The sequence below is a fragment of the Pseudomonas sp. WS 5010 genome, from assembly GCF_012985565.1.
Taxonomy (GTDB): Bacteria; Pseudomonadota; Gammaproteobacteria; order Pseudomonadales; family Pseudomonadaceae; genus Aquipseudomonas.
Genome location: NZ_JAAQWQ010000003.1, coordinates 877,292 through 895,717 on the forward strand (window position 1 = coordinate 877,292; position 18,426 = coordinate 895,717).

At 62.4% G+C, this 18,426-nt stretch carries 19 protein-coding genes and 3 pseudogenes; 14 read left to right on the top strand and 8 right to left on the bottom strand.

What is annotated here, in order from left to right; genetic code table 11:
• Positions 1-88 precede the first annotated feature (88 nt).
• The gene (gene alaC, locus HBO11_RS12900; RefSeq protein WP_169955331.1) at positions 89-1,300 is read right to left on the bottom strand and encodes an alanine transaminase; all 1,212 of its coding nucleotides are present in this window, start codon (positions 1,298-1,300) and stop codon (positions 89-91) included.
• Between the two features lie 195 nt (positions 1,301-1,495).
• On the opposite strand from alaC, the gene HBO11_RS12905 reads away from it, so the two are divergent.
• Complete coding sequence (locus HBO11_RS12905) at positions 1,496-1,978, top strand: GyrI-like domain-containing protein (RefSeq protein ID WP_169955330.1); 483 nt, start codon at positions 1,496-1,498, stop codon at positions 1,976-1,978.
• 150 nt (positions 1,979-2,128) lie between these two features.
• Here the strand turns inward: HBO11_RS12905 and HBO11_RS12910 are convergent, their stop codons facing one another.
• Positions 2,129-2,734 carry a pyridoxamine 5'-phosphate oxidase family protein gene (locus HBO11_RS12910; RefSeq protein ID WP_169955329.1) on the bottom strand — a complete coding sequence of 202 codons (606 nt, stop codon included), beginning with the start codon at positions 2,732-2,734 and terminating at the stop codon, positions 2,129-2,131.
• A gap of 20 nt (positions 2,735-2,754) precedes the next feature.
• Positions 2,755-3,240 (bottom strand): GNAT family N-acetyltransferase, encoded by a 486-nt coding sequence (locus tag HBO11_RS12915; RefSeq protein WP_169955328.1) that lies wholly within the window; start codon positions 3,238-3,240, stop codon positions 2,755-2,757.
• A 148-nt stretch (positions 3,241-3,388) separates the two neighbouring features.
• Here HBO11_RS12915 and HBO11_RS12920 point away from each other — a divergent pair, with 148 nt between their 5' ends.
• Genes HBO11_RS12920 through HBO11_RS12935 form a run of 4 tightly spaced genes read left to right on the top strand, consistent with a single transcriptional unit; the run spans position 3,389 to position 5,931 of the window.
• Entirely contained in the window at positions 3,389-3,808 is a 420-nt protein-coding gene (locus HBO11_RS12920) for a nuclear transport factor 2 family protein (protein WP_169955327.1), read from the top strand.
• A 42-nt stretch (positions 3,809-3,850) separates the two neighbouring features.
• Positions 3,851-4,195, top strand: coding sequence for a YciI family protein (locus HBO11_RS12925; RefSeq protein ID WP_169955326.1), 345 nt, complete (start codon positions 3,851-3,853; stop codon positions 4,193-4,195).
• 33 nt (positions 4,196-4,228) lie between these two features.
• Positions 4,229-4,705: an SRPBCC family protein gene (locus tag HBO11_RS12930; protein WP_169955325.1), complete on the top strand. Its 477-nt coding sequence runs from the start codon at positions 4,229-4,231 to the stop codon at positions 4,703-4,705.
• The gene (locus HBO11_RS12935; RefSeq protein WP_169955324.1) at positions 4,702-5,931 is read left to right on the top strand and encodes an RNA polymerase sigma factor; all 1,230 of its coding nucleotides are present in this window, start codon (positions 4,702-4,704) and stop codon (positions 5,929-5,931) included. The genes HBO11_RS12930 and HBO11_RS12935 overlap by 4 nt, the downstream gene beginning before the upstream one ends.
• Before the next feature lie 13 nt (positions 5,932-5,944).
• Here HBO11_RS12935 and HBO11_RS12940 read toward each other — a convergent pair whose 3' ends face one another.
• Positions 5,945-6,799, bottom strand: coding sequence for a LysR family transcriptional regulator (locus HBO11_RS12940; RefSeq protein WP_169955323.1), 855 nt, complete (start codon positions 6,797-6,799; stop codon positions 5,945-5,947).
• A gap of 90 nt (positions 6,800-6,889) precedes the next feature.
• On the opposite strand from HBO11_RS12940, the gene HBO11_RS12945 reads away from it, so the two are divergent.
• Positions 6,890-7,330, top strand: coding sequence for a multidrug/biocide efflux PACE transporter (locus tag HBO11_RS12945; RefSeq protein ID WP_169955322.1), 441 nt, complete (start codon positions 6,890-6,892; stop codon positions 7,328-7,330).
• A 3-nt stretch (positions 7,331-7,333) separates the two neighbouring features.
• On the opposite strand, the gene HBO11_RS12950 is transcribed toward HBO11_RS12945, so the two are convergent.
• Positions 7,334-8,092: an SDR family oxidoreductase gene (locus HBO11_RS12950; RefSeq protein WP_169955321.1), complete on the bottom strand. Its 759-nt coding sequence runs from the start codon at positions 8,090-8,092 to the stop codon at positions 7,334-7,336.
• 122 nt (positions 8,093-8,214) lie between these two features.
• Here HBO11_RS12950 and HBO11_RS12955 point away from each other — a divergent pair, with 122 nt between their 5' ends.
• Positions 8,215-9,111, top strand: coding sequence for a LysR family transcriptional regulator (locus HBO11_RS12955; protein ID WP_169955320.1), 897 nt, complete (start codon positions 8,215-8,217; stop codon positions 9,109-9,111).
• Here HBO11_RS12955 and HBO11_RS12960 read toward each other — a convergent pair.
• On the bottom strand, positions 9,108-10,025 hold the full coding sequence (locus HBO11_RS12960; RefSeq protein ID WP_169955319.1) for a LysR family transcriptional regulator: 918 nt from the start codon (positions 10,023-10,025) through the stop codon (positions 9,108-9,110). The two genes, HBO11_RS12955 and HBO11_RS12960, sit on opposite strands and share 4 nt — an antisense overlap.
• Before the next feature lie 118 nt (positions 10,026-10,143).
• Here HBO11_RS12960 and HBO11_RS12965 point away from each other — a divergent pair, with 118 nt between their 5' ends.
• The 6 genes and pseudogenes from HBO11_RS12965 to HBO11_RS12990 form a co-directional block, all read left to right on the top strand.
• The gene (locus HBO11_RS12965) at positions 10,144-10,902 is read left to right on the top strand and encodes a 5-oxoprolinase subunit PxpA (protein WP_169955318.1); all 759 of its coding nucleotides are present in this window, start codon (positions 10,144-10,146) and stop codon (positions 10,900-10,902) included.
• Positions 10,903-10,961: 59 nt separating this feature from the next.
• Positions 10,962-11,840, top strand: a complete 879-nt coding sequence (locus HBO11_RS12970) for an allophanate hydrolase subunit 1 (RefSeq protein ID WP_169955317.1) — start codon at positions 10,962-10,964, stop codon at positions 11,838-11,840.
• Positions 11,837-12,811 (top strand): biotin-dependent carboxyltransferase family protein, encoded by a 975-nt coding sequence (locus tag HBO11_RS12975; protein ID WP_169955316.1) that lies wholly within the window; start codon positions 11,837-11,839, stop codon positions 12,809-12,811. The genes HBO11_RS12970 and HBO11_RS12975 overlap by 4 nt, the downstream gene beginning before the upstream one ends.
• A gap of 129 nt (positions 12,812-12,940) precedes the next feature.
• Positions 12,941-13,093: pseudogene (locus HBO11_RS12980) on the top strand (allophanate hydrolase); the annotation flags it as partial.
• Between the two features lie 129 nt (positions 13,094-13,222).
• Positions 13,223-13,363, top strand: a pseudogene (locus HBO11_RS12985) (allophanate hydrolase); the annotation flags it as partial.
• Positions 13,364-13,491: 128 nt separating this feature from the next.
• A pseudogene (locus HBO11_RS12990) lies at positions 13,492-13,632 on the top strand (allophanate hydrolase); the annotation flags it as partial.
• A 123-nt stretch (positions 13,633-13,755) separates the two neighbouring features.
• Here HBO11_RS12990 and HBO11_RS12995 read toward each other — a convergent pair.
• Positions 13,756-15,372, bottom strand: coding sequence for an inorganic phosphate transporter (locus HBO11_RS12995; RefSeq protein ID WP_169955315.1), 1,617 nt, complete (start codon positions 15,370-15,372; stop codon positions 13,756-13,758).
• Between the two features lie 128 nt (positions 15,373-15,500).
• Complete coding sequence (locus tag HBO11_RS13000; protein WP_169955314.1) at positions 15,501-16,523, bottom strand: transporter; 1,023 nt, start codon at positions 16,521-16,523, stop codon at positions 15,501-15,503.
• 231 nt (positions 16,524-16,754) lie between these two features.
• On the opposite strand from HBO11_RS13000, the gene HBO11_RS13005 reads away from it, so the two are divergent.
• Positions 16,755-18,383 (top strand): methyl-accepting chemotaxis protein, encoded by a 1,629-nt coding sequence (locus HBO11_RS13005; protein ID WP_169955313.1) that lies wholly within the window; start codon positions 16,755-16,757, stop codon positions 18,381-18,383.
• Positions 18,384-18,426: the final 43 nt, after the last annotated feature.

Below are 18,426 nucleotides of genomic sequence, written 5' to 3' on the forward strand. Positions count from 1 at the left end.
TAGCATCACCTCGGTATGCCTGGCACCCCGAGGTGTGTGCATCGCCGGCAAGCCAGCTCCTACATTGACCGTTGGATCGGGTTAGGCATCAGGCTTTAGTGACCAGCCCATCAGCCCGGAACATGGCGCGGATCCCGCGCACCGCCTGGCGAATGCGGTCCTGGTTCTCGATCAGCGCAAAGCGCACATGGTCATCGCCATACTCGCCAAAGCCGATCCCCGGCGACACACACACCTTGGCTTCGAGTAGCAACTTCTTGGCAAATTCCAGCGAACCCATGGCGGCATACGCCTCGGGGATTTTCGCCCAGACGTACATCGACGCCTTCGGGTTCTCCACCATCCAGCCCAGCTCATGCAGGCCCTTGACCAGCACGTTGCGGCGCTGGCGGTACTGCTCGGCAATATCCTTCACACATTGCTGGTCGCCTTCCAGCGCGGCAATCGCCGCCACTTGCAGCGGGGTGAAGGTGCCGTAGTCGTGGTAACTCTTGATGCGCGCCAGGGCGTTGACCAGTTCTGCGTTGCCCACCATAAAGCCAATGCGCCAGCCGGCCATGTTGTAGCTCTTGGACAGGGTGAAAAACTCCACCGCAATGTCCTTGGCGCCCGGCACCTGCATGATCGACGGGGCCTTCCAGCCGTCGTAGACGATATCGGCGTAGGCCAGGTCGTGGATCACCAGCACGTCGTACTGCTTGGCCAGGGCGATCACCCGCTCGAAGAAATCCAGCTCCACGCACTGCGCGGTCGGGTTGGACGGAAAACCCAGGATCATCATTTTCGGCTTGGGGATCGAACCGCGAATCGCCCGTTCCAGCTCGGCAACGAAGTCCACGCCGGGAATCAGCGGCACCGAACGCACCTGGGCGCCGGCAATCACCGCACCGTAGATATGAATAGGGTAGCTGGGGTTGGGCACCAGCACGGTGTCGCCCTGGTCCAGGGTGGCCAGCATCAAGTGCGCCAGGCCTTCCTTGGAGCCAATGGTCACGATGGCCTCGGTTTCCGGGTCGATATCCACCTCATAGCGGTCCTTGTACCAGCGCGAAATAGCGCGGCGCAGGCGCGGGATGCCTTTGGAGGTGGAGTAGCCGTGGGTGTCTTCACGCTGGGCGACGGTCACCAGTTTTTCCACGATATGTGGTGGGGTCGGGCCGTCGGGGTTACCCATGCTCAAGTCGATGATGTCTTCGCCGCGCCGACGCGCAGCCATCTTCAGCTCGGCAGTGATATTGAAAACATAAGGGGGGAGTCGATCTATGCGCGCAAAGCGGCGCGGCGAACCTTGGTCTGCCATTGTTGCCTCGGAATACGTAAGCGCCCGGAACCGTCCGAGCGACGTCGGCCACTGCGGTGGCCTGCGGGGCAGACAATACGGGCGATGACAGCCGTTTGTCCAGATGGCGTAGGAAATTTTTCGGTCTGGAGTGTGAAGCGAGTATGCCCCTATACTCGGTATGGTTTTGGTCACTCACCCATGGAGATTGTGCAGATGAACCAACAGGCAACGCTACCCCTGGAACCCCGCATGGAAGAGGGCAAGACCATGGTGATCGCCGGGGTCGGCGGCCATTACGGCAAGGCTACCCTGGGGGACATTCCGAAGTTGTGGGAGCTGTTCGACACGTGCATCAAGGACATCAAGAAGCGCATTGGCGGCGTGACCTACGGCGTTTGCTACAACGCCACGCAAGAAGAATTCGATTACATCGCCGGCGTCGAAGTACCGGCCAAGCACGATGTGCCGGGCAACTTTGTATCCATTGAAGTGCCGGCCAATCGTTATGCCGTCTTCGCGCACTACGGGCCGGTGTATGCGCTGTCGCAGACCTATGAGCGGATCATGTTCGAGTGGTTGCCGACGTCGGGCTACAAGGTCGCCGGGCCGGATTTTGAGCGTTACAGCGCCGATTTCGATGTGGTTAAGGGCACCGGTACTGTGGAAATCTGGCTGCCTGTCGAAAAGTCCGCATAACCTGTACATCGCCTGATCCACCGCCATCGCAGGCAAGCCAGCTCCCACATTTGTATCGGGGTGTACTCAAAACCTGGTACCGCGCAATTACCTGTGGGAGCGGGCTTGCCCGCGATGGCGATCTCAGGGGCGCCCGAGCCGGCCAGGGCCTCAATACAACGTGGCCTTGACCCGCTCCGGCATCTCCCGATCATAGGCTTCGGCATCAAACTGCCCATCATTCAAACGCTTGTGGATGGCCCCCGCTGACGGCAGCGTTGAACGCTCTACATGCTTGTCCGGGTTCCAGCAATCGGAGCGCACAAAGGCTTTCGAGCAGTGGAAATACGCCGCTTCTACCTGCACCACAATCACCGAGCGTGCCGGCTTGCCATTGACCGCAAAGCTTTGCAGCAACTCAGGCTCGATGGAAATCTGCGCCCGCCCGTTGACCCGCAGGGTCTCGCCGATCCCCGGAATGATAAACAGCAGGGCAATCCGTGGATCCACAATCAGGTTACGCAGGGTATCGAGGCGGTTGTTGCCCGGCCGATCCGGGATCGCCAGCGTGCGTTCATCGATGATCCGCACAAACCCCGGCACATCGCCCCGAGGCGAGCCGTCGAGGCCATCGGCGCCCGCCGAACTGACAATCACCAGCGGCGAGGCGTTGACCATCGCCTGGTAATCCTCATTGAGAAACGCGATTTCCTTGCGCAGGGCACGCTCGTGGGGCAGGCCGTAGAGGGTTTCGAGTTGGTCCAGGGTGGTTAGCATGGGAGTCTCCTTGCCGGTAATCAAAACAGTAGCGCCAACCGCCGCTCATAACCCACCCGCCCTTTATACGCTTCGCCCCGGTCTACCCAGCCCTGCTGCAAATACAAGCCCAGCGCCGCCACATTGTCGCTGTCCACCGACAACTCCAAGGCGCTGATCTGCGGCCAGGCCAGGCGGGCGGCGGCGGGTAGGGCTTGTAGGCAGGCCTTGCCAAAGCCTCGGCCCTGTTGGTGGCGATCGACTTGCAAGGCATGCAGTGTGGCGCTGTGTGCGTCGGCCCAATGGGGCAGGCAGGGCGGGCGCTTGAGCAGCAGGAAGGCCACGGGAACGTCGTCGGCCAGCAGGGCGAAGCCCTTGATGCCGGGGCTTGGGTTGACCTGCAGGCTGTTCAGCGCGCAGTAGATATCACCGCTATAGGCCAGTTGCTCGGGGTGGACTTCGAGGGTGGCGAGTTGCTGTTGCTGGGTAGCAGTCAGCGTCTCATAGGGCGCGAGGCGGGTTTCCATCGAGCAGATATCCGAAGTCCTACAAGGAAGTCGCAAATTCTAGCGGCTTTATCCTTGGCGAAATTATTTTTTGTAGGCTTGTCGATTGGCAGGCGGCCCATTCGACTAAGGGGGTCTTCCGTGATTTTCCACCCCGAGGAGTATCGCCATGAGCAACCCAATCAACACCCTGATCGAGCAATGGAAACACGCGGTGGTCGCCAAGGATGTCGAGCAGATTGTCAGCTTTTACGCCGACGATATCGTCGCGTTCGACGCCGTCAAGGCCCTGCAGTTCAAAGGCAAGGCGGCCTACCGCGGCCATTGGCAGGCCTGCATGGAGTTTTGCCCAGGCCCAGGGGTTTTTGATTTCCATGAGCTGCATATCGTCGCCGCCGATAACAGCGCCTTCGCCCACTGGCTTGCGCACTGTGGTGGCTCTGGGCCAGATGGCGTGCTGAAAACCTGCTGGATGCGCGTCACCGCCGGTTATCAACGTATCGACGGCCAATGGAAGGTGGTGCATGAGCACTGGTCCGCGCCTTTCGATATGGAAACCGGCGCCGGGCTGTTCGACCTGAAACCTTGAGCGCTGCCAACTATAGTCAGTAGTCCGAAAACGGAGAACGCCATGAAATACCTGTGCCTGGTCTACAGCGCCGAAGCCTTGCTGCACAGCCTGCCCGATAGCCCCAAGGACCCGGAATGCCACGCTTATGCCGAGGCGGTCCACGGTAGTGGCCGCATGCTCGCGGCCGAGGCCCTGGAGCCGGTGAGCACGGCCACCACTGTGCGCATGCGCAACGGCAAGTTATCGATCACCGATGGGCCGTTTGCCGAAACCAAGGAGCAGCTTGCCGGCTTCTATCTGATTGAAGCCCGGGACTTGAATGAGGCGCTGCAGGTGGCCGGCGGCATTCCGGCGGCACGGGTCGGCAGTGTGGAAGTACGTCCCGTGCGTGATTTGAATCTCTGAACCCAACAATCACAAGACTCAGGAGGTTTATCCATGAACACTCAACCCGCTGCATTCGAACTGTCCATCAGCCGCATGATCGACGCCCCGCCGAGCCGGGTGTTCCGTGCCTGGACCGAGCCTGCGCTGTTGCAGCAATGGTGGGGCCCACACGGTATGACCACGCCGGAGTGCGAAATGAACCTGTGGGTCGGTGGTCTGTTTCGCACCCTGATGCGCGCGCCGGACGGCAGCGAGTATCCGACCCAGGGCGTGTTCCTGGAGATTGACGCGCCGCGCCGCCTGGTGTTTACCGATGCGTTCCTGCCCGGCTGGATCCCATCGGGCAAGCCGTTCATGAGCGCCGAAGTGACCTTCGAGGACGTTGCCGGCAAGACCCGCTACACCGCGCGCGCCATGCATTGGACTGAAGCCGACAAACAGGCCCACGAAGCCATGGGCTTTCACCAGGGGTGGGGCGAGAGCCTGGACCGGCTGGTGGCGCTGGTGACCCAGGGCATGCCCGATTGACCGTCAAGGCCCGGGTCGAGGCGGTCTACCGCAGTGACTCGCGGCGCGTCCTGGCGACCTTGATTCGCCTGCTGGGGGATTTCGATCTCGCCGAAGAAGCCTTGCACGAGGCGTTCTTCGTCGCGGTCGAGCGCTGGCAGCAGGATGGCGTGCCCGACAACCCTGGGGCGTGGCTGGTGTCGACCGGGCGCTTCAAGGCCATCGACCGCTTGCGCCGCCAGGCCCGTTTCACCCCGTTGCTGCAGGAGCAGGCCGATGCGCTGGAAGCGGCTGACTGGAGTACCGAAGACGTGGAAGACGACCGCCTGCGCCTGATCTTCACCTGCTGCCATCCGGCGCTGGCGGCCGATGCGCAGGTGCCACTTACCCTGCGTGAGATTTGTGACCTCAGCACCGAGGAAATTGCCCGAGCCTTCCTGGTCACGCCGGCCACCATTGCCCAACGCATCGTGCGCGCCAAGGGCAAGATCCGCGAGGCGAAAATCCCCTACCAAGTTCCAGGGCTGGCGGAGTTGCCTGAGCGCCTGGACAGCGTACTGCGCGTGATTTACCTGGTATTCAACGAGGGTTATTCGGCGTCCATGGGCGCCGACCTGACCCGTGACGACTTGACCCGCGAGGCCATACGCCTGGGCCACCTGCTCCTGGAGTTGCTGCCGGAGCCGGAAGTCATGGGCCTGCTGGCGTTGATGCTGCTCCATGAGTCCCGGCGCCCAGCCCGGTTATCGCCCGCTGCTGAGTTGGTGTTGCTGGATGAACAGGACCGGACGTTGTGGGATGCCGCGTTGATTGCCCAGGGCTGCGCGTTGGTGGAGCAGGCCCTGGCCACCCGGCGTTTTGGCCCTTACGGCCTGCAAGCGGCAATTGCCGCGGTGCACGCCGAGGCGCCGAGTGCGGCGCAGACCGATTGGCCACAGATTATTGGCCTGTATGACGTGCTGCTGAGGATGCTGCCGTCCCCGGTGATCGAGCTCAACCGCGCCGCCGCCGTGGCCATGCGCGATGGGCCATTGGCGGGGTTGCAACAGGTCGAGGGGATCCTGGCGCGCGGCGAGTTGCTGGATTACCACCTGGCGCATTCAGCGCGTGGCGAGTTCTGCCGGCAATTGGGACGTATGAAAGAGGCGCGCCAGGCCTACGAAAAAGCCCTGTGCCTGACCCAGCAAATGCCGGAAAAGCGCTTCATCGAACGACGCCTGGCAACCTGCACCGATAGGCCTGTGTAGGCGCCGGCGGAGGTTATTCGAGCATCTTTTGCAGCAACCAACTCCCCGCCGGGCCCGGCGGGTGTTGCCGCGACCACAACGCATCCACCGCCACCGAGCGCGGCCAGCCGCGAGCCTTGAGCTCCACCAGTTGGCCATTGGCAAAGCGCTCCACCAGCCAGCTCGGCAAGGGGGCCCAGCCAAAACCGAGGATGGCCATCTCCATCAGCATCAAAAAGCTGGGGGCGGACCAGACTCGGCCGGTCAGCCGGTTTTCATTGGGGTTGATGATGCTTGCCAGGCGCAGCTCCCGGTGCTGTTGCAGGGTTTGCTGGTCGATGCCATCGAGGCTGGCCAGTGCGTGCCGCGGGGACACAAACAGCGCAAGTTGTGCGCGCTCCTCGATGGTGGCATGGGTCAGGTCTGGCGGGTAGACCTCCTGCGCCTCGATAAACGCCAACTGCGCGCGCCCGCTTTGCACCAGGGCGATAAGGTCTTCGCATTCGGCAATCAACCACTCCAGCTCCAGGTCCGGATAGCGCTGCTCCAGGGCACCGAGCAGCGTTTCAAAGCGCCCCGACTGATAGGTATCAGACATGGCAATACTGAGCTTGGGCTCCAGCCCCTGGGATAACTGGCTGGCGGCAAGCTCCAGGCGACTGCTGGCCTCCAGCACCTGCTCGGCCCGTTGCAGCAGAACGTGCCCGGCCGGGGTCAGGCTGGGCTTGCGGCTGCTGCGGTCGAATAGCACCACGTCCAGATCAATTTCCAGGCTGGCCACTGCGGCGCTGACTGTCGACTGGCTCTTGCCCAGCTTGCGCGCCGCCGCCGAAAACGAGCCTTGGGTCGCCGCCTGCACAAACGCTTGCAACACTTCATGAGAAGCCATGATCTATCGCCTTGATCGATGGTTATTGATTATGAAGTATCGTTTCAGGGCGCGATGATGGCAACCCAAGACATTCACAGAGCAACACCTATGAACACCACCAAGTCCATCACCGAACGTGTTTTCCAGGCCCTTGGCTTCGAAGGCCTGGCCTTGCTGATCTGTACCCCGTTGCTGGTCTGGATCACCGGTCGCCCAGCCCTGGAAATGGGCGCGGTGACCCTGGCCATCAGCCTGTTGGCGTTGACGTGGAACATGATCTTCAACAGCGTGTTCGATCGCCTCAAGGTGCGCCTGCAACTGGCCAATAGCGTCAAGACCCGGATCATGCACGCCCTGCTGTTCGAGGGTGGGCTGATTCTGTTTGCCGTACCGCTGATTGCCGCGTGGCTCAATATCAGCCTGATGCAGGCGTTTATCCTGGATATCGGCGTGCTGCTGTTCTTCCTGCCGTACACCTATGTGTACCACTGGGGCTACGACGTGCTGCGGGAAAAGTTCCTGCAGCAACGTGCGCCAGAGCAAGTGTGAGGGTCAGACGAACATCCCGCCCGACGCCTCGATACGCTGCCCATTGATCCATTTGCTGCCATCGGCCAGCAAGGTGGAGATCGCCCCGCCAATGTCGTCCGGCAAGCCGACCCGACCCAGGGCCGTGTTGCTGGCGACAAAGGCATTGATGCCGGCGTTGTCGCGTACCGCGCCGCCACCAAAGTCGGTCTCAATGGCGCCGGGGGCGAGGGTGTTGACGCTGATCCCCCGTGCGCCCAACTCCTTGGCCTGGTAACGGGTCAGCACTTCCACCGCGCCTTTCATTGAGGCGTAGGCGGCATAACCGGGCAGGCTGAAGCGGGCCAGGCCGCTGGAGATATTGATGATGCGCCCGCCATCGACCATCAGTGCCAGGAGCTTCTGGGTCAGGAAGAACGGGCCCTTGAGGTGGATCGCGACCATTTGATCGAACTGCGCTTCGGTGGTCTCGACAAAGCTGGCATGGGTGCCGATCCCGGCGTTGTTGATCAGGAAATCGAAATGCGCCTGGGCGAAATGCGCTTGCAGGACCTCGCCGAGCTGGCTGACAAACCCGTCGAACGTGGCGCTCTGGCTTACATCCAGTTGCAACATGGCGGCGCGGCCGCCGAGCTGTTCAATCTCTGCCACCACCGCCTGGGCCTCAGCGGCCTTGCTGTAGTAGGTGCCGACAATGTCGATGCCTTGCGCGGCCAGATGCAGGGCGGTGCTTTTGCCCAAGCCACGGCTGGCGCCGGTGATCAATGCGATTTTACGGGTCATGGTGCAGTCCTCGGAGCGGGTGGGTAATGGTGGAATGAGTGTATTTGTCCGGGTATTGCGTGATAAACAGAGTGAATCCGGAATCACTGGTCGGATCAGTCGAACAATCACGGGGCACCACCATGAACAAGCTGGACCTGTTGCGTACCTTTGTGCGGGTCACCGAACTGTCGAGTTTCACCCAGGCCGGCGACAGCCTGGGGCTACCGCGCTCGACGGTGTCCGAGCAGGTGCGCGCCCTCGAAGACCTGTTGGGCACGCGCCTGTTGCAGCGCACCACGCGCAAGGTGCAGGCGACCCAGGACGGGCGCGTGCTGTATGAGCGCAGCAAGGACCTGCTGGCCCATATGGAAGAGCTGGAGGGGTTGTTTCGCCAGGACGAGGCGCAATTGACCGGGCGGATCCGTATCGACATGCCCAATGTGATGGCACGTAAGGTGATCCTGCCGCACCTGCCGGAGTTTATGGACCGGCACCCCTTGATCGAGCTGCAAATCAGCAGCTCCGACCGCCAGGTCGACCTGCTGGCCGAAGGTTTTGATTGTGTGTTGCGCGTGGGCGTACAACCAGACCAGTCCGTGGTGGCGCGCCTGTTGTGCAGCATGCCGATGATCAACTGCGTAAGCCCCGGTTACCTGCAACGCTATGGCGAACCCAAGACCCTGGCCGATCTGGCCGCCCATCAACTGGTGCATTACGTGCGGCCGCTGGGTGCGCGCTCCGCGGGTTTTGAATATGTGCAGGGCAACAAGGTGCAACGTATTGCCATGGCCGGGCGGGTCACGGTCAGCAGCACGGATGCGTACCAGTCGGCATGCCTCGCCGGTTTCGGGATCATTCAGGTACCGGGGCTGGGCATCCGCGAATTGCTCGAAAAGGGCGAATTGGTGGCGGTGCTCCCCGACTATCCCGCGCCTGCGCTGGATGTATCGATGCTGTATGCCGGCCAGCGCCACTTGCCGCTACGGGTACGGGTGCTGATGGACTGGTTGTCGGCCACCTTGAAGGCCCAGCTTTAACGGCGTGTCGATAGTTGCTGGGGGGCGAGGAAGGCATCGTGGAAGTAGTCGCGAAACGCCTGCATCGCCGGGGTAAAGGTGCGCTCACGGTGCCAGGCCAGGCCGACGCTCATGGGCGCGACCTTGTCAGTCACGCTCAAGGTCTCGATGCGCTTGCCTTCCAGGGACCAGGGGCGGTGGACCAGGTCGGACAGAATCGCCACGCCACTGCCATTGGCCACCATACTGCGCACCGCCTCTACCGAACTGGTGCGCAGCCGCACCTTGGGCGTCTGCCCGGCCTGCTCCCAATAACGCATGGCACTTTGCTCGGCCTCGTCCACAGTCAGCAGGATATAGGGTTCCTGCGCCACATCCGCCAGGCTCACCGCACGCCGTTCACACAGCGGGTGGTGGCTGGGCAGCCACAGGCGGCGTTCGGAATTGAACAGGATTTGCGAGACGATATCCGGGTGGGTGAGGTTGGCGGTGAGCACCACGGCCATCTCGAACTGGCCATCCAGCAGCCCTTGTTCGATGGCCTGGCGCTCCTGCTCGAAGACTTCGATGCTCACGTCCGGGTGCCAATGCTCCAGGCGTTGCAAGTGGTGCGGCAGGAAGTAACCCAACACCGTGTAACTGGCCGCGACCCGCAGCACGCCGCTGGCGCGCAAGTCCGGCAGCGGGCTGCTGAGGGCATCGTCGACACTGCGCACAATCACGTAGGCACGGTTGAGAAAATGCCGGCCGGCGTCGGTCAGGTTCATGCCCTGGGCCGAGCGTACAAACAGCTGGGCGCCGAGCATGGCTTCCAGCTCCTTGATCGCGGTGGTCACTGCCGACTGGGAGATATTCAGGTGAATCGCCGCCTGGGAAATCTGGCCGATTTCGGCGGTGGCGACAAAGTAGCGAACCTGGCGCAGCGTAAGCGACATGGGGATTTCTCTTGGGGGTATCTGATTTTCCGAAGATACCCTATCTGATAATAGATCTTCCCAAGGGGTCAAGGGCCAGCCTATTTTCCTTGGCACGAACCCTTGCGGAGCAGCCCCGATGCAGACAGTGGATTTCAACTCGGACATGGGCGAAAGCTTCGGCCCCTGGACCATTGGCGACGGTGTGGACAATGAGCTGATGGCGTTTATCAGCTCCGCCAACGTCGCCACCGGCTTTCATGCCGGCGACCCCGGCACCATGCGCCGCACCATCGAGCGCGCCAAGCAGTTGGGCGTGGCTATTGGCGCGCACCCGGGCTTTCGCGACCTGGTGGGGTTCGGCCGCCGCCACATCAACGCCCCGGCCCAGGAACTGGTGGACGACATGCTCTACCAACTGGGCGCCCTGCGCGAATTGGCGCGGGTGCAGGGCGTGACCTTGCAGCACATCAAGCCCCATGGCGCGCTGTACATGCACCTGGCCCGGGACGAAGAAGCGGCCCGCCTGCTGGTGGAAAACCTGCAACGCCTGGAGCCTGAACTGCTGCTGTATTGCATGCCCGGCTCGGTGATCTGGCGCATTGCCAAGGAACTGGGGCAGCCGGTAGTACGCGAGTTTTATGCCGACCGTGAGTACGATCTGTCCGGCTCCATCGTGTTTACCCGCAACGTGCGCGCCCTGGACCCGGCGACAGTGGCGGCGCGTGTGCTGCGGGCCTGCCAGACGGGGCTGGTGCGCACCGTCGAGGGCGAAGACCTGTTTATCGAATTCGATTCCATCTGCCTGCACAGCGATACGCCGGGCGCCCTGGACCTGGTGGAGGCGACCCGCAGGGCCCTGGACCAGGCGGGGATCGTGGTGCGCACACCCGTCTGAACCGCAGCCCCTGCATGATTTTTGCCTGCCTTTCTACAATGATTCCAAGAGGAACAGACATGGCTGAAACATCCCCGATTCGCTACAGCTTTGGCGCCGATGAGCATTTGTTCGCCGAGGTCAGCGAAAGCATGTCCCTGGAGGCGTTCTTCAAGGGCATGGCCGTCACCCGTGCGGTGCAGCGCCTGGAGCTGCCCGGCGTGCTGGATATCTGCCTGGCCAACGCCTCGTTCCAGATCCGCTTCGACCCCGACCTGATCGCCCCCCAGGTGCTGCTCGATGCGGTGCAAAGCGCCGAGGCCCAGGCCGTGGCCGAGCGCACCTTGCACACGCGGATCATCGAGATTCCGGTGCTGTACAACGACCCCTGGACCCATGAAACCCTGATGCGTTTTCGCGACCGACACCAGGACCCGACGGGCACTGACCTTGAGTACGCGGCGCGGATCAATGGCCTGGCGGATGTCGAGGCGTTTATCGCAGCCCATAGTGGCGCGCCGTGGTTTGTGTCGATGGTCGGCTTTGTGGCGGGCCTGCCGTTCATGTTCCAGATGGTCGAGCGCGAACGCCAGTTGCAGGTGCCCAAATACCTGCGCCCACGCACCGACACGCCAAAGCTGACCCTCGGCCATGGCGGCTGTTTCGGCTGTATCTACTCAGTGCGCGGCGCGGGGGGTTACCAGATGTTTGGCGTGACCCCGGCGCCGATCTACGACCCGGCCCAGCAGTTGGCCTATCTCAAGGAACACATGGTGTTCTTCCGCCCCGGCGATATCGTGCAGTTCAAGCCCATCGACCGGGATGCCTACGACTTGGCGGTGGCCGAGGTGGAGGCCGGGCGTTTCGATTTGCGCATTCGCCCGGTGGAATTTTCCCTGGACGCTTTTTTTGCCGACCCGGTCGGCTACCCGAAAACCCTGCAGGAGGCGCTCGTATGATCAAGGTGCTCAAGCCCGGCCTGGCCACCTCCGTGCAGGACCTGGGGCGTGAAGGGTATTACCACTTGGGGATCCCGCCGTCCGGCGCCCTGGATCAGTACGCCTTGAGTGCGGCCAACCATCTGGTGGGCAATCCGGCGGGGGCGGCGGGGTTGGAATGCACACTGATTGGCCCGCAGCTGGAGTTCCAACAGGACGCCCTGGTGGCACTCAGTGGTGCGCTGATGTCTGCGCGCCTGGACGGTGAAGTGGTGCACCAGGACACGGCGTTCCAGGTGCGCGCCGGGCAGGTGCTGCGCTTTGAGTTTCCCGTGGCCGGGGCGCGCACCTACCTGGCGGTGGCCGGGGGGATCGACGTGCCGCTGGTGTTGGGCAGCCGCTCCACTTACACCCTCGGTGGGCTGGGCGGTTTCCACGGGCGGCGCTTGCAGGAGGGCGATCTGTTGCCCATCGGCGCGAGCAGTGGCGAGGGGCGAGCGGGTAACAGCTTGCCGATGGCCTTGCGCCGTTCGGTGGGCGGCGATGTGACATTGCGCGTGGTGCCGGGCTTGTACTACGAGCGCCTGACGCCCGCAGCCAAAAGCAGCTTTTTCGCCGAGCCCTGGACCGTGGGTTCCGAGGCCGACCGGATTGGCTACCGCTTCAAGGGTGGCAGTGCCTTGAGCTTCCAGCCACGGGAGCAGCCATTTGGCGCGGGCTCCGATCCATCGAACATCGTCGACAGTTGCTACCCCATCGGCTCGATCCAGGTCCCGGCTGGCCTGGAGCCGATCGTGCTGCACCGCGATGCGGTATCAGGCGGCGGCTACGCGATGATCGGCACGGTGATCAGCGCCGACCTGGACCTGATCGGGCAGATGCAGCCCAACCAGCGAGCGGGGTTTGTCGCAGTGACGCTGGAGGAGGCGCTGGAGGCGCGGCGGGTGTACAAGAAGCGGCTCAAAGCGATGGCCGGCTTATTCGCGGGCTAAGCTATCACACAAAAAAATGTGGGAGCGGGCTTGCCCGCGATAGCGGTGTGTCAGTCTAGTATTTCTAACCTGATCCACTGTCATCGCGGGCAAGCCCGCTCCCACATTTTGCTGTGTGGTGATTCAGAAGGCACGGTGATCAGCGCCGACCTGGACCTGATCGGGCAGATGCAGCCCAACCAGCGAGCGGGGTTTGTCGCGGTGACGCTGGAGGAGGCGCTGGAGGCGCGGCGGGTGTACAAGAAGCGGCTCAAAGCGATGGCCGGCTTATTCGCAGGCTAAGCCATCACACAAAAAAATGTGCGAGCGGGCTTGCCCGCGATAGCGGTGTATCAGTCAAGTATTTCTAACCTGATCCACTGCCATCGCGGGCAAGCCCGCTCCCACATTTTGCTGTGTGGTGATTCAGAAGGCACGGTGATCAGAGCCGACCTGGACCTGATCGGGCAGATGCAACCCAACCAGCGAGCGGGGTTTGTCGCGGTGACGCTGGAGGCGCGGCGGGTGTACAAGAAGCGGCTCAAAGCGATGGCCGGCTTATTCGCAGGCTAAGCCATCACACAAAAAAAGTGGGAGCGGGCTTGCCCGCGATAGCGGTGTGTCAGTCAAGTATTTCTAACCTGATCCACTGCCATCGCGGGCAAGCCCGCTCCCACATTTTGCTGTGTGGTGATTCAGAAGGCACGGTGATCAGCGCCGACCTGGACCTGATCGGGCAGATGCAGCCTAACCAGCGAGCGGGGTTTGTCGCAGTGACGCTGGAGGCGCGGCGGGTGTACAAGAAGCGGCTCAAGGCGATGGCCGGCTTATTCGCAGGCTAAGCCATCACACAAAAAAATGTGGGAGCGGGCTTGCCCGCGATAGCGGTGTGTCAGTCAAGTATTTCTAACCTGATCCACTGCCATCGCGGGCAAGCCCGCTCCCACATTTTGCTGTGTGGTGATTCAGAAGATTTGGGTAAACAGCCAATACAGACTGCCCGACAGTACAATCGCCGCCGGCAACGTCAGCACCCAGGCCATCAGCAAATTGCGGATGGTCTTCATCTGCAAGCCGCCGCCATTGGCCACCATGGTCCCGGCCACACCCGAGGACAGCACATGGGTGGTGGAGACCGGCAAGCCAAACATATCGGCAGCGCCAATCGTCAGCATGGCCACGGTTTCGGCCGAGGCGCCCTGGGCGTAGGTCAGGTGGGTCTTGCCAATTTTCTCGCCGACGGTCACCACGATGCGCTTCCAGCCGACCATGGTGCCCAGGCCCAGGGCGATGGCCACGGCGATCTTCACCCACAGCGGGATAAAGCGTGTGGCGTTGTCGATCTGTTGCTTGAACAGTTGCAGCTTGCCCTGGGTGTCGGCATCGAAATGACCAACCTTGCCCTTGTCCATCAGGCGAATGGTTTCGCTGGTCAGGTACATGTCGTTACGCACGTTGCCCATCGCCTCGGCCGGTACCTTGGCCAGGGAACCGTAGCCTTTGACTTGCTCACCGATATGCCCGGTCAGGGCGGCGAGGGCGGGGATCAGCTCGGGCGTGACGTCCTTGGTGCGCACATAGGTCGACAGAATCGGCCGTGGATCGGCTGGCGCCGCTTGTGGTGCGCTCTTGACCAGCGCTTGCTGGGTGACTTCTGCCACAGCGGCAAATTGCAGGGATTGATCGGCCGGCATGGTGCGGTTCAAGGCGTAGGCCATGGGCAACGTGCCCACCAGGATCAGCATGATCAGGCCCATGCCTTTTTGGCCATCGTTGGAGCCGTGGGCGAAGGACACGCCGGTGCAGGTCACGATGAGCATGCCGCGAATCCACCACGGCGGCGGGGTGTTGCCCTTGGGCGCCTTGTACAGCGCGCGGTTTTTCACAAAGGCCCTCAGTGTCAGCAACAGCAGGGCGGCAAAGCCGAAGCCGATCAGCGGTGACAGCAGCAGGGCATAGCCGATCTTGATCGCCTGGGCCCAATCCACGCCGCTGGTGCCGTCACGGCCATGCATCAGGGCATTGGCCACGCCCACGCCGATGATCGACCCGATCAGCGTATGGGAAGACGACGCCGGCAGGCCCAGCCACCAGGTGCCGAGGTTCCACAGGATCGCGGCGATCAGCAGGGCAAAGATCATCGCAAAACCGGCGGAAGAACCGACCTGCAAAATCAACTCCACCGGCAGCAGGGCAATGATGGCAAAGGCCACCGCGCCACTGGACAGCAGCACCCCGAGGAAATTGAAGAACCCCGACCAGACCACGGCGAATTGCGGCGGTAGCGAGTTGGTGTAGATCACGGTCGCCACGGCGTTGGCGGTGTCATGGAAACCGTTGACGAATTCGAACCCCAGGGCAATCAACAAGGCCACGCCCAGCAGCAGGAATGGGGTCCAGGTGGTGACCACCGTGCCCAGTTCGTGCATGTCGTGCATCAGGCTGTAGGCGGTGAACAACAGGCCCATGGCGAGCACTGCGAAGAACATGATCACCGTGAACAGGCCGGGTTTCTTGTCCAATTGCGGTTTTGCGTCAGTGGCGCCAGCCTGGGGCGAGGCAGTCAGGGAAGGGGTGGCCATGCCGGAGCATCCAGTGTGGGGAGGATGTTTCCCATGATCGTTGCAGAATGTTACAGAGATGCTGCGTCAAGTCAGTGTTTGGTGGATTGAGATAACCGCCGGTCCACAAATTCTGGGTAGGCGCCGGTTCAGTAATCCTGGCGCTTGCGAAATGCCCATCTGCCGGCAATCAAGGTGAACGTCGCCACCAACGCCACCAGGATCCAGAACCCCTCGGGGTCCTGGGATAGCGGCACACCTCCGACGTTCATGCCAAAAAAACCGGCAATGATATTGATCGGCAGCGCCAGTACCGTCACCACCGTCAAGGTGAACAGCGTGCGGTTGCTTTGTTCGTTGAGGTTGGCGGCGATTTCTTCTTGCAACAACTTGATCCGTTCGCCCAGGGCCGTGAGGTCGTTGATGATCAGGGCGAACTCTTCGGTGGATTTGCGCAGCTCCTTCACGTCCTCCTTTTGCAGCCACTGCGGCGGGCGGTTGAGCAGGCGCAGCAGCGAGCCCGGCTCCAGGGCCAGCAGGCGTTGCAGGCGCACCAGCACCCGGCGCATGGCCCCCAGTTCGGCGCGGTTGGTGGACAGGCGCGAGGACAGCAACTGGTCTTCGATCTGGTCGACGCTGAGGCTGGTCTTGCGCACGATCTGCGTCAGCACCTCGCCTTGGTCACGCAGCAGATGCACCAGCAACTCCAGGGGCGAGCGGAAGTGTTCACCGGCCTTTACCGATGAGCGCAGCTTGTCCACCGAGTGCAGCGGTTGCAGGCGCGCACTGATCAGCAGGCGGCTGCGAGCGCAGACCCACAAGGTGGAAATGTCCGATGACATCATGCTGCTGAAGTTGAACACCACGTCGTTGACCACCGCCAGCAAGGCCGAGTCCACATGTTCGATACGGGTGGAGCGCGAGCCCTCGTGCAAGGCCTCGAAGAACTCCGGCGGCAACTCCAGGTGCGCCTGCATCCAGCGCTGGCAGGCGGCGTGGGCCAGGTTCAGGTGCAGCCACAGGAATTCATCGGGGTCGGCCGGGGCGTGCAAGGCCTTGAGCACGGTTGCCGAGTCGATCTGCTCGGCTTTCTCGCCGGGCCGAAAGCGGAAACCGTAAAGCAGGCCAAACAGGTCGGAGTCCTGGTGGCCGTGGTCGATGCTGTGGTTCATGGGGGCTCGCAGAGGCAGGCGATGGGCGCGCGTTGCGCAATCATTGCAAGGGGATTTGACAGTTTTGTGTCAGCTACGGGGCACTCCCGCCCGACCGCTCATCCACTGCGCTCAAGAAGCGTCTGGCCCGGCCGATTCAAGGCGCAAGCATGCCATTGGATTGGCTGTGCGTTGGTTGACAGGGATGTTGCGGTGCAGGTCCCCATTTCCCTGTTTCGAGGCTTTTCCCCGATGAGTTTTTTGCGAAAGTCCTTGAGAGCACAGATCCTGTCGTTGCTCGGTGGCAGCTTGTTGGCAATGCTGTTGATTGCCTTGGCGTGTTTTCATTTTCTCTCCAGCGGTGTGCAGAGTTATCGCAGTTTGCTGGAGGGGCCGTTGCAGACCTCACAGCTGATCGATGAGGCCAACGTGCAATTCAAGGTCCAGGTCCAGGAATGGAAAAACGTCCTGCTGCGTGGCAAACAGCCCCAGGACATGGACAAGTACTGGGGGCAATTCCAGGATCGGCAACGGGAAGTGCAGGGCATCCTCGCGCGCCTGGTGGCCAACACCGAGGGCGATCCAGGCTTGAGCCGTCGCCTGGACACCTTGCGCCAGGAGCACCAGTTGCTGGGCGTGGCCTACCAGAAGGGGCGTGATGCGTACGTGGCCGCCGGTGCCGATGCGGCGGCCGGGGATAACGCGGTCAAGGGCGTGGACCGCGCGGTGAGCGAACAGATGAGCGCGCTGGTCACGCAACTGCATGAGCAGGGCAAGTTGCAGTCGCTGGCAATCAGCGCCTATGCCGAACGTACCGTGATGCTGGGCTTGGCGGTGATGGTGCTGTCTGGGGTGCTGATCGGTCTGTTCAGCCTGTGGTTGATCAACCGCAACCTGATTTTGCCGATCCGGGGCCTGATCGACTATGTAGCCCAATTGAGCCATGGCCGGTTTGCCGAGCGCGTTGCCAGCCAGCGCCAGGATGAGCTGGGCCATTTGGCCCAGGCCGCCAACACGTTGCGCGATTTTCTCGCCGAAACCTTTGGCCGCCTGCAGCGCAGTGCCAAGGACCTGGTGAGCGCCAGTGGCGAGCTGAATTCGATTGCCGGGCAGATGGCGACGGGCACCCAGGACCAGTTCAGCCGGACCGACCAGGTGGCGACGGCGATGACCGAAATGTCCGCCACCGCCCAGGAAGTCGCGCGCCACGCGGCCAGTGCCTCGCGAGCGGCGGACGAGGCCGATCACTCGGCCCGTGAAGGCGGCCAGGTGATGCAAGTGACCATTGCCACCATCGGCCAGATGCGCAACGAGATCCTCAACACCGGTGGCATCATCCGCCGCCTGGAAGCCGACAGTGTGCGCATCGGCACGGTGCTGGAAGTGATTCGCGGGATCGCCGAACAAACCAACCTGCTGGCCCTCAATGCGGCAATCGAGGCGGCGCGAGCGGGCGAAGCCGGGCGTGGCTTTGCGGTGGTGGCCGATGAAGTGCGCAGCCTGGCGCAACGCACGGCGGCGTCGATCATCGAGATCAACCAGATTATCCAGGCGGTGCAGACGGGGGCGGTGGACGCCGCCGAGGCGATCATCAGCGGCCAGTCATGCAGTGACGAGAGTGTCGAAAAAGTCACCCAGGCCGGGGCGATGCTCAGTCATATCACCCAGGCGGTGGAGGCGATCCGCGACATGAACCGGCAGATCGCCACGGCGGCCGAGGAGCAAACCTCGGTGGCCGAGGATATCTCGCGCAACATCACGCAAATCACCACGGTGGCCACCGCCAACCTGGACAACGTGCAGCGCACCGAAGCGGCCAGTCATAACCTGCGGGGCTTGTCGGCCGAGCTCAATGAAGTGACCGCGCGCCTGAGTGCCTGACCAGACACAACTGCGCCGCCCGAAGGCGGCGCGTTGTGTGGCT